Source organism: Serratia sp. Ae19-1, assembly GCF_059801225.1.
In genome coordinates, this window is record NZ_JBCHWD010000002.1 from 166,065 (window position 1) to 176,562 (window position 10,498).

Annotated in this window: 12 protein-coding genes; 11 read left to right on the forward strand and 1 reads right to left on the reverse strand. The window is 58.6% G+C overall.

What is annotated here, in order from left to right:
• Nucleotides 1-129: 129 nt before the first annotated feature.
• The 8 genes from aroQ (at nucleotide 130) to fis (ending at nucleotide 6,843) form a co-directional block, all read left to right on the forward strand.
• The gene (gene aroQ, locus AAIE04_RS06260) at nucleotides 130-582 is read left to right on the forward strand and encodes a type II 3-dehydroquinate dehydratase (protein ID WP_004936891.1); all 453 of its coding nucleotides are present in this window, start codon (nucleotides 130-132) and stop codon (nucleotides 580-582) included.
• 32 nt (nucleotides 583-614) lie between these two features.
• The gene (gene accB / locus AAIE04_RS06265) at nucleotides 615-1,082 is read left to right on the forward strand and encodes an acetyl-CoA carboxylase biotin carboxyl carrier protein (protein WP_019453176.1); all 468 of its coding nucleotides are present in this window, start codon (nucleotides 615-617) and stop codon (nucleotides 1,080-1,082) included.
• Between the two features lie 12 nt (nucleotides 1,083-1,094).
• Entirely contained in the window at nucleotides 1,095-2,444 is a 1,350-nt protein-coding gene (gene accC, locus AAIE04_RS06270; protein WP_019453177.1) for an acetyl-CoA carboxylase biotin carboxylase subunit, read from the forward strand.
• Nucleotides 2,445-2,596: 152 nt separating this feature from the next.
• Nucleotides 2,597-2,839, forward strand: coding sequence for a YhdT family protein (locus AAIE04_RS06275; RefSeq protein WP_004936865.1), 243 nt, complete (start codon nucleotides 2,597-2,599; stop codon nucleotides 2,837-2,839).
• Nucleotides 2,829-4,274, forward strand: a complete 1,446-nt coding sequence (gene panF / locus AAIE04_RS06280; RefSeq protein WP_435981426.1) for a sodium/pantothenate symporter — start codon at nucleotides 2,829-2,831, stop codon at nucleotides 4,272-4,274. Before AAIE04_RS06275 ends, panF begins: the two co-directional genes overlap by 11 nt.
• An 11-nt stretch (nucleotides 4,275-4,285) precedes the next feature.
• On the forward strand, nucleotides 4,286-5,167 hold the full coding sequence (prmA, locus tag AAIE04_RS06285; protein WP_019453179.1) for a 50S ribosomal protein L11 methyltransferase: 882 nt from the start codon (nucleotides 4,286-4,288) through the stop codon (nucleotides 5,165-5,167).
• 393 nt (nucleotides 5,168-5,560) lie between these two features.
• Nucleotides 5,561-6,565 carry a tRNA dihydrouridine synthase DusB gene (dusB, locus tag AAIE04_RS06290; RefSeq protein ID WP_004936856.1) on the forward strand — a complete coding sequence of 335 codons (1,005 nt, stop codon included), beginning with the start codon at nucleotides 5,561-5,563 and terminating at the stop codon, nucleotides 6,563-6,565.
• Nucleotides 6,547-6,843 carry a DNA-binding transcriptional regulator Fis gene (gene fis, locus AAIE04_RS06295; RefSeq protein WP_000462905.1) on the forward strand — a complete coding sequence of 99 codons (297 nt, stop codon included), beginning with the start codon at nucleotides 6,547-6,549 and terminating at the stop codon, nucleotides 6,841-6,843. Before dusB ends, fis begins: the two co-directional genes overlap by 19 nt.
• Nucleotides 6,844-6,969: 126 nt before the next feature.
• On the opposite strand, the gene AAIE04_RS06300 is transcribed toward fis, so the two are convergent.
• Entirely contained in the window at nucleotides 6,970-7,311 is a 342-nt protein-coding gene (locus AAIE04_RS06300; RefSeq protein ID WP_019453181.1) for a KPN_00521 family repetitive protein, read from the reverse strand.
• A gap of 247 nt (nucleotides 7,312-7,558) precedes the next feature.
• Between AAIE04_RS06300 and lpxO the strand changes: the two genes are divergently transcribed.
• From lpxO to AAIE04_RS06315, 3 genes are all read left to right on the forward strand, one after another.
• The gene (lpxO, locus tag AAIE04_RS06305; RefSeq protein WP_019453182.1) at nucleotides 7,559-8,464 is read left to right on the forward strand and encodes a lipid A hydroxylase LpxO; all 906 of its coding nucleotides are present in this window, start codon (nucleotides 7,559-7,561) and stop codon (nucleotides 8,462-8,464) included.
• Between the two features lie 300 nt (nucleotides 8,465-8,764).
• Nucleotides 8,765-9,685, forward strand: coding sequence for a kdo(2)-lipid IV(A) palmitoleoyltransferase (lpxP, locus tag AAIE04_RS06310; RefSeq protein ID WP_063918681.1), 921 nt, complete (start codon nucleotides 8,765-8,767; stop codon nucleotides 9,683-9,685).
• A gap of 114 nt (nucleotides 9,686-9,799) precedes the next feature.
• A complete protein-coding gene (locus AAIE04_RS06315) occupies nucleotides 9,800-10,498 on the forward strand; it encodes a CTP synthase C-terminal region-related (seleno)protein (RefSeq protein ID WP_498057291.1) in 699 nt (232 codons plus the stop codon).

Below are 10,498 nucleotides of genomic sequence, written 5' to 3' on the forward strand. Positions count from 1 at the left end.
CTACGATATCGTTATAATGCCCGACCTTGTTTCTGTTCTCAGGGTGAATTTACCCCTTAACAGGTGACAAATCGGTAACATCGGGTTATTTTCTACGATGATGGTTTTATTGCCGGAGATACCAGCACAATGGCGGATAAGTTTCACATTTTGCTTCTGAACGGCCCCAATCTCAATCTGCTGGGGACGCGTGAGCCGGAGAAGTACGGCAGCACGACGCTGACAGAGATTGTTAACGGATTGGAAAACCAGGCATCCGCATTGGATATTACCCTGAGCCATCTGCAATCCAACGCCGAGCATCAGCTGATCGATCGCATCCATCAGGCGCGCGGCAACACCGATTTCATTCTGATAAACCCGGCGGCGTTCACGCACACCAGCGTAGCGCTGCGCGATGCGTTGTTGGCGGTGCAGATCCCGTTCATCGAGATCCACCTGTCCAACGTGCACGCCCGCGAACCTTTCCGCCATCACTCTTATCTCTCAGACGTAGCGGTAGGCGTGATTTGCGGCCTCGGCGCGGATGGCTACGCTTTCGCTTTACAGGCAGCGGTTAACCGTCTGTCGAAAACCCACTAATTGCTCCACAAAAAGAGTACGGAATCACACTCATGGATATTCGTAAAATCAAGAAACTGATCGAACTGGTTGAAGAATCAGGCATTTCTGAACTGGAAATCTCTGAAGGCGAAGAATCGGTTCGCATCAGCCGTGCCGCACCGGCGCAGGCTTATCCCGTCATGCAGCAGGCCTACGCGATGCCGGCACAGCAGCAGCCAGCTCTGGCTACCGCCGTCGCCACCGCACCTGCGGCAGAAACCCCTGCAGCACCGGCGGCCATGAGTGGCCACGTCGTTCGTTCTCCGATGGTAGGTACCTTCTACCGCACCCCAAGCCCGGACGCGAAAGCCTTCGTGGAAGTGGGCCAGAAAGTGAACGCCGGCGATACCCTGTGCATCGTTGAAGCCATGAAAATGATGAACCAGATCGAAGCGGACAAGTCCGGCGTCGTGAAAGCCATCCTGGTGGAAAACGGCCAGCCGGTCGAATATGACGAGCCGCTGGTCGTCATCGAATAACGAGGCGCCCCCATGCTTGATAAAATTGTTATCGCCAACCGCGGCGAGATCGCGCTTCGCATCCTGCGTGCCTGTAAAGAACTGGGCATCAAGACCGTTGCGGTTCACTCCGCAGCCGACCGCGATCTGAAACACGTACTGCTGGCCGACGAGACCGTCTGCATCGGTCCCGCGCCATCGGTAAAAAGCTATCTGAACATCCCGGCCATCATCTCGGCGGCGGAAATCACCGGCGCCGTGGCGATCCACCCGGGCTACGGCTTCCTGTCCGAGAACGCCGATTTCGCCGAGCAGGTTGAACGCTCCGGCTTCATCTTCATCGGCCCGAGAGCCGAAACCATCCGCCTGATGGGCGACAAGGTTTCCGCGATCAACGCCATGAAAAAAGCCGGCGTGCCTTGCGTGCCTGGCTCCGACGGCCCGCTGACCGACGACATGGATAAAAACCGTGCCTTCGCCAAGCGCATCGGCTATCCGGTGATCATCAAGGCCTCAGGCGGCGGCGGCGGTCGCGGCATGCGCGTCGTGCGCAGCGATAAAGACCTTGAGCAGTCCATCAACATGACGAAAGCGGAAGCCAAAGCGGCTTTCAACAACGACATGGTGTACATGGAAAAATACCTGGAGAATCCGCGTCACATCGAGATTCAGGTATTGGCCGACGGCCAGGGCAACGCCATCTATCTGGCCGAGCGCGACTGCTCCATGCAGCGCCGCCACCAGAAAGTGGTCGAAGAAGCGCCAGCGCCGGGCATCACCAGCGAAATGCGCCGCTACATCGGCGAGCGTTGCTCGAAAGCCTGTGTGGAAATCGGCTACCGCGGTGCGGGCACCTTCGAGTTCCTGTATGAAAACGGCGAGTTCTATTTCATCGAAATGAACACCCGTATTCAGGTAGAGCACCCGGTTACCGAAATGATCACCGGCGTGGATCTGATCAAAGAGCAGCTGCGCATCGCTGCCGGTCAGCCACTGTCGATCAAACAGGAAGAAGTGAAGATCCACGGCCATGCGGTAGAATGCCGTATCAACGCCGAAGATCCGAACACCTTCCTGCCGAGCCCGGGCAAGATCACCCGCTTCCACGCGCCAGGCGGTTTCGGCGTGCGTTGGGAATCTCATATCTACGCCGGTTATACCGTACCGCCGTACTATGACTCCATGATCGGCAAACTGATCACCTTCGGCGAAAACCGTGACGTGGCGATTGCCCGCATGAAAAACGCCCTGGCTGAACTGATCATCGACGGCATCAAAACCAACGTTGAGCTGCAGCAGAAGATCATGAACGACGAAAACTTCCAGCACGGTGGCACCAACATCCACTATCTGGAGAAGAAGCTGGGTCTGCAGGAAACCTAAGGCAGCCACGCAGCATCGTCTGACGAAAGGCCGGTTAATCACCGGCCTTTTTCTTTGGCACTACCGCCAGTAACGGCTTGGCAAAACGCCGTCATGCCGTAAAATTCCCTACCTTTGATGAATCCATCACCGTAAACCTATGGGAGACACGGATGGACAAACGCTTTATCCAGGCGCACCGCGAAGCGCGCTGGGCGCTGGGGCTGACGCTGCTCTACCTGCTGGCCTGGGGCCTGGCGGCCTATTTGCCGGACAGCGCCATCGGCGTCACCGGCCTGCCGCACTGGTTCGAAATGGCCTGTCTGCTGGTGCCGCTGCTGTTCATCGGCCTGTGCTGGCTGATGGTGCGCACGGTGTTCCGCGACATTTCGCTGGAGGACCGCGATGCAAACTGAAGTGATTCTGCCGCTGATCGCCTACCTGTTGCTGGTGTTCGGCCTGTCGGTGTACGCCTATCGCCGCCGCCAGAGCGGGAATTTCCTCAGCGAATACTTCCTCGGCAACCGCTCGATGGGCGGCTTTGTGCTGGCGATGACCCTGACCGCCACCTACATCAGCGCCAGTTCGTTTATCGGCGGCCCCGGCGCCGCTTACAAATACGGCCTGGGCTGGGTGCTGCTGGCGATGATCCAACTGCCAGCGGTGTGGCTGTCGCTCGGCGTGCTGGGCAAGAAATTCGCCATCCTGGCGCGCCGCTACAACGCCATCACCCTCAATGACATGCTGTATGGCCGCTACCAAAGCCGCCTGCTGGTGTGGCTGGCCAGCCTCAGCCTGCTGGTGGCGTTCCTCGGCGCCATGACGGTGCAGTTTATCGGCGGCGCCCGGCTGCTGGAGACCGCCGCCGGCATTCCTTACGACACCGGTCTGCTGATCTTCGGCATCAGCATCGCGCTCTACACCGCCTTTGGCGGCTTCCGCGCCAGCGTGCTGAACGACGCCATGCAGGGGCTGGTGATGCTACTCGGCACCGTGTTGCTGCTGGTGGCGGTGATCCATGCCGCCGGCGGACTGGACAGCGCGGTGCACAAGCTGCAGCAGATCGATCCGGCGCTGGTCTCGCCGCAGGGCGGCGATCAGATCCTCAGCCTGCCGTTTATGGCGTCGTTCTGGATCCTGGTGTGCTTCGGGGTGATCGGCCTGCCCCACACCGCCGTGCGCTGCATCTCCTATAAGGACAGCAAAGCGGTCCATCGCGGCATTCTGCTCGGTACCGTGGTGGTGGCAGTGCTGATGTTCGGCATGCATCTGGCCGGCGCGCTCGGCCGCGCGGTGCTGCCGGATCTCAAGATCCCCGATCAGGTGATCCCGACGCTGATGATCACCGTGCTGCCGCCGTACGCCGCCGGGATCTTTTTGGCGGCGCCGATGGCGGCGATCATGTCGACCATCAACGCCCAACTGCTGCAATCCTCCGCCACCATCATCAAGGATCTCTATCTTGGCGTGAGGCCGCAGCAGATCCACAACGAGCGGTTGATCAAGCGCTTTTCCAGCCTGACCACGCTGATCCTCGGCCTGCTGGTGCTGCTGGCGGCCTGGCGGCCGCCGGAGATGATCATCTGGCTCAACCTGCTGGCTTTCGGCGGGCTGGAGGCGGTATTCCTGTGGCCGCTGGTGCTGGGCCTGTACTGGGAGCGCGCCAATGCTCAGGGAGCGCTTAGCTCAATGGTGTCGGGTGCGGTATGCTATACGCTATTGGCCAGCTTCAACCTGCAACCGGCGGGGCTGCATCCTATCGTGCCTTCGCTGTTGCTCAGCCTGTTGGCGTTTTATCTCGGTAACGTCGTCGGCGAAAAGCGCCGGGCGACGTCATCATTACCCTCTTGAAGAGAATTGCTATGCCTTGGATCCAACTCAAACTCAACACCACCGGCAGCCAGGCGGAAGACCTGAGCGACGCGCTGGTGGAAAGCGGCGCCGTGTCGGTGACCTTCCAGGACACCCACGACAACCCGGTGTTCGAACCCTTGCCGGGTGAAACCCTGCTGTGGGGCGATACCGACGTGATCGGCCTGTACGACGCCGAGACCGATATGGCCGAGGTGGTGGCGATGCTGGAACAGCACCCGCTGCTGGGCGCCGGTTTCCGCCACAAGATAGAACAGCTGGAGGATAAGGACTGGGAGCGCGAGTGGATGGACAACTTCCACCCGATGCGCTTCGGCGAGCGCTTGTGGATCTGCCCGAGCTGGCGTGACGTGCCGGATCCCGACGCGGTCAACGTCATGCTCGATCCGGGCCTGGCGTTCGGCACCGGCACTCACCCGACCACCGCGCTGTGCCTGCAGTGGCTGGACGGCCTCGATCTGGCCGGCAAAACCGTTATCGACTTCGGCTGTGGTTCCGGCATCCTGGCGATCGCCGCCCTGAAGCTCGGTGCGGCGCGCGCTATCGGCATCGACATCGATCCCCAGGCCATTCAGGCCAGCCGCGACAACGCGCAGCGTAACGGCGTTTCAGAGCGTCTGGAGCTGTATCTGCCGAAAGACCAGCCGGCGGACCTGCTGGCGGACGTAGTGGTCGCCAACATCCTTGCCGGCCCGCTGCGCGAGCTGGCGCCGCTGATCGGCTGCCTGCCGAAGGCCGGCGGCCATCTGGGGCTGTCCGGCGTGCTGGCCAGCCAGGCGAGCAGCGTAGCAGAAGCCTACGAAGAGAAGTTCGCGCTCGACCCGGTCGCCGAGCGCGAAGAGTGGTGCCGCATCACCGGCCGCCGCAAATAAGCGACACGGCGCGTCGTTCTGTCATCCACCGGCCCTGCGCCGGTGGATTTTTTTTGTCCGGCGATCGGCCCGCGAACGACACAAAATTTTATCCACTTTTTCGCCGTTCAACGACGGATCGCCCTGACAATGCGCCTTCCAGGCAGGCTATCCCGGCCAAAACAGCGGGTGAATGCAGATAATATCCTGCACAAAGGCGAATATTTTGTCGCACACAAAATAAGCACTTTTCGTCAACTTATTGTAAAATATATATAATATTTTTATGAATCACCGCGTAGCGCATTTTTCGCCCTAATATCGGGCCAATTGGTTAAAGTTTGGCCTTTCATCTCGGCGCAAAAATGCGTAATATACGCGCCCTTGCGGACACAGTATGGTCACTCTTTGTCTATGCGCATTGGACACCACCAGCTTACTAATTGCCTGATTGCGGCCCCGATGGCCGGTATTACAGATCGCCCGTTCAGAACCCTCTGTCATGCAATGGGTGCTGGGATGGCTGTATCCGAAATGCTCTCCTCCAACCCGGAGGTGTGGCGGACGGATAAGTCGCGTCTGCGTATGGTGCATAGCGATGAACCAGGGATCCGCTCCGTGCAGATTGCCGGATGCGATCCTGATGATATGGCCGCCGCCGCGCGTATTAACGTGGCCAGCGGCGCGCAGATCATCGACATCAATATGGGATGCCCTGCCAAAAAAGTGAACCGGAAGCTTGCCGGGTCCGCCTTGTTGCAGTACCCGGATCTGGTAAAACGGATCCTCCACGCGGTGGTTGACGCGGTGGATGTGCCGGTAACGCTGAAGATTCGCACCGGCTGGGCGCCAGAGCATCGTAACTGTGTAGAGATTGCCCAACTGGCCGAAGACTGTGGTATTCAGGCCCTGACGATTCACGGCCGAACCCGCGCCTGTCTGTTTAACGGCGACGCGGAATACGACAGCATTCGGGCAGTTAAGCAGAGTGTTTCCATTCCGATTATCGCGAATGGGGATATTACTGACCCGCATAAAGCCAGAGCAGTGCTCGACTACACCGGGGCCGACGCCCTGATGATAGGCCGCGCTGCTCAGGGGAGACCCTGGATCTTCCGGGAAATCCAGCATTATCTGGACACTGGGGAGTTGCTGCCGCCGCTGCCGCTTGGCGAGGTGAAGCGCTTGTTGATTGGGCACATTCGGGAATTGCACGGCTTCTATGGCCAAGGCAAGGGATTCCGGATTGCTCGTAAGCACGTGTCCTGGTATCTCCAGGAACACGCTCCGAATGACCAGTTTCGGCGCACATTCAACGCCATAGAGGATGCCAGCGAACAGCTGGAGGCGTTGGAGGCATATTTCGAAAATCTTAGCGTAAAAAAAGAGCTGACAGAACTATGTTCGAACAACGCGTAAATTCTGACGTACTGACCGTTTCTACCGTTAACTCACAAGATCAGGTGACTCAAAAGCCTCTGCGTGACTCGGTTAAACAAGCACTGAAGAACTATTTTGCTCAACTGAACGGTCAAGACGTAAATGACCTGTATGAGCTGGTACTGGCTGAAGTTGAACAGCCACTGTTGGACATGGTGATGCAATACACCCGTGGCAACCAGACCCGCGCAGCCCTGATGATGGGCATCAACCGCGGCACGCTGCGTAAGAAGCTGAAAAAATACGGCATGAACTGATACTAGTCAGTTAACGTGTTGAAAAGGCGCAACCTTGCAAGAGGCGGCGCCTTTTTCTTTGGGGCATTCCCGGTTTGCGGGCAATAAAAAAGGCCGCAGCGCGGCCCTTGTGGTAAAGCTGAGACCTTACTCGGTCACTTTGTTCTTGAGGCTTTCCGCCCCTTGCTTGGTCTTATCCCAAGCCTTCTCCGACCCCTGTTTGGTGGAGTGCCAGGCCTTTTGCGAGCCTTCGCTCACTTTACTGCCGACGCTATCGCTCTTGCCTTCGGCGGCGTGCTTGGCTTTCAGCTTCAGCTCTTCACCCTTGTCCTGAGACTGGTGCAGCTTTTCTTTGGCGGTATCCGCCCCTTTATGCGCTTCGGCAACGACCTCGTTGCTGGCGTGAGCGGCGGTGTCGGTCGCGGTATCGGCGGCGAACACCGGGGAAGCGAGCAGCAGTGCAGACAAGGCAATGATTGATTTCTTCATAAGTCCCTCTTTTCTCAGATACGTGCCATTCGTCATGAAACAAGATGGCATAAAATGCCCCTCGAACGATTTAAGAATAGGACTAAAACCAAAAAAATCGATATAAAATTTTATTTTTAATATATTTATTATTCTTTTATGCCACTTACGCGGATCACGGTCAAAGAGCACGAAAACGTTAAATTTTTCCTGTCACAAAACTATAATTTGTACGAATTATTAACAAACACTAACAGGGATGGATTCTATGGTTGCCGCGATCATTATCGGCATTTTCATCGTCAGCTTCCTCTACGCACACTCCCGCGGCAAAGAGAAACAAAAGGTTACCCGCCAACTGTTCGATCACTCCACGTTTATGGGGCCGATCAACATGTTTATGACCGGTTTCTCCCGCTTGCCCGCCAAACAGCCCTATTTCGACGAAAAAGGCTTCCCGGAACTGCAAACGCTGACCGACAACTGGCAGGTGATCCGCGAGGAAGCGGTGCGTCTGCAGGATCACATCAAAAAGGCGCAGTCGCACAACGACGCCGGTTTCAACACCTTCTTCAAACGCGGCTGGAAACGTTTTTATCTGAAGTGGTACAGCGACAGCCACCCTTCGGCGCAGACGCTGTGCCCGAAAACCGTCGAGCTGCTCAACCGCATCCCGTCGGTCAAAGCTGCGATGTTCGCCGAGCTGCCGCCCGGCAGCCATTTGGGTAAACACCGCGACCCTTACGCCGGTTCGGTGCGCTATCACCTGGGGCTGATGACGCCTAACGACGATCGCTGCTTTATCGAAGTGGACGGCGAGTCACACAGCTGGCGCGACGGCCAGGCGGTGATCTTCGACGAAACCTACGTGCACTGGGCGCAAAACGCCACCGACCAGACGCGCATCATTCTGTTTTGCGACGTCGAGCGGCCGATGAAGTGGCGCTGGGCGCAGGCGGTCAACCACTGGGTCGGCTCCACGCTGATGTCGGCGGCCAGTTCGCCGAACGACGACCAGGACCGCACCGGCGGCATCAACCGCATCTTCAAATACGTCAATGCGGTGCGCGACGCCGGCCAGCGCCTGAAAGCGCGCAATCGCCGTGGCTACTACCTGCTGAAATGGCTGGTGATCGCCGCAATTTTCGCCGCCATTATCATTCCCAGCCTATAAAACGCGCCAATCTTCAATCCAGGGGCAACGCGAATGAGAATATTCGCATGCCCCTCTTCCGCCACACCCCGTAACCTGTGCTAGCATAAGCATTCCTAGAGCCGCCTCCGCTGGCCAACAGCTATCCCCCCGAAGCCTGATAGCAGCGCAAACCGCCCTTCGAATGTAAATGTTTAGTCAATTATGGAATTCTGACTAAACCCTGGTCATGCCCGGGTGTCTGAGTGGTCGTATCGCTATCGAGTGGAACCTTTATGCGTTACAGCTTGCTGCCCCCTTTAACGTATAAAACGAGTTTCTATGAAACCTGCAAAAGCATTTCAACCGGCCTTGTTGCACCCGCGCTACTGGCTGACCTGGTTCGGCCTCGCTCTGCTGTTCCTGCTGGTCCAGCTCCCCTACCCGCTGCTCAACCGGCTGGGGGTGTGGATGGGCCGCACCTCGATGCGTTTTCTTAAGCGCCGCGTCGCCATCACCCGCCGCAACCTCGAGCTGTGCTTCCCCGAGATGGACGAAGCGCAGCGCGAACGCAAAGTGGTAGGCAACTTCGAATCTCTCGGCATGGGACTGTTGGAAACCGGCATGGCCTGGTTCTGGCCGGATAAACGCGTCAAGCGCTGGTTCAACGTCTCCGGCATCAATCACCTCAAAGTGGCGCAGCGGGACGATCGCGGCGTGCTGGTGATCGGCGTGCATTTCATGTCGCTGGAGCTGGGTGGCCGGGCGATGGGCCTGTGCCAGCCGATGATGGCGATGTACCGCCCGCACAACAACAAGGCGATGGAGTGGGCGCAGACCAAGGGCCGCATGCGTTCCAACAAGGCGATGATCGATCGCAAGGATCTGCGCGGCATGGTGCACGCACTCAAGCGCGGCGAGGCGGTGTGGTTCGCGCCGGACCAGGACTACGGCCCGCGCGGCAGCGTATTCGCCCCGCTGTTCGCCGTCGATCAGGCCGCCACCACCAGCGGCACCTTTATGCTGGCGCGCATGGCCAATCCGGCGCTGGTGCCGGTGGTGCTGATCCGCCGCGAAGGCGGGCGCGGCTACGACCTGCTGATTCAGCCGGCCCTGGAGGACTATCCGCTCAGCGACGAACAGGCGGCGGCGGCCTACATGAACAAAGTGATCGAGAAAGAGATCATGCGCGCGCCGGAGCAATATCTCTGGCTGCACCGCCGCTTCAAAACCCGGCCGGCCGGCGCGCCGTCGCTGTACTGAGCTTCTCTTGCCAGCCCGGCCAACGCCGGGCTTTTTTGTGCGCCGCGTATAAAAAACGGCGGCTCAATATCCCGCTTTGCTGTAATCTCCTTTTTTACCCGCACAGGAAAGGAAATGATGAAAGCTCAAGTCCGCATTGCTCTGGTCGGTGATTACAATCCGCAAGCCGTCGCCCATCAGGCCATCCCCGTGGCGCTCCAGCTTACCGCCGCTCACCTCGACATCGACGTTCAGCCTCAATGGCTGCCGACCGAAACCCTGACCTCCCCCGAAGTCCTGCAAGATTTCGACGCCGTTTGGGTAGTGCCGGGCAGCCCGTATCGTCACGACGACGGCGCCTTTATGGCGATCAGGCATGCGCGGGAAAACGACGTGCCATTCCTCGGCTCCTGCGGCGGTTTTCAATACGCTATCGTCGAGTACGCCCGCAACGTGATGGGCTGGCACGACGCCGGTCATGCCGAAACCGACAGCGGCGGCCGGCTGGTGATCGCCCCGCTGAGCTGCTCGCTGGTGGAAAAAACCGGCGACATCGTTTTTCAGTCGGGCAGCCGCGTCGCGCGGGCCTACGGTAGCCTGAACACCCATGAAGGCTACCACTGCAACTTCGGCGTCAATCCGGAATTCGTCGCCGATCTTGAGCGCTTCCCGCTGATCATCAGCGGCCACGACACCGAAGGCGACGTGCGCGCTATCGAGCTACCGGGCCGGCGCTTTTACGTCGCCACGCTGTTCCAGTCGGAACGCGCCGCGCTGCGCGGCGAGCTTTCACCGCTGGTGGTGGAGCTCGTCAAAACCGCCGCTAACGGATAA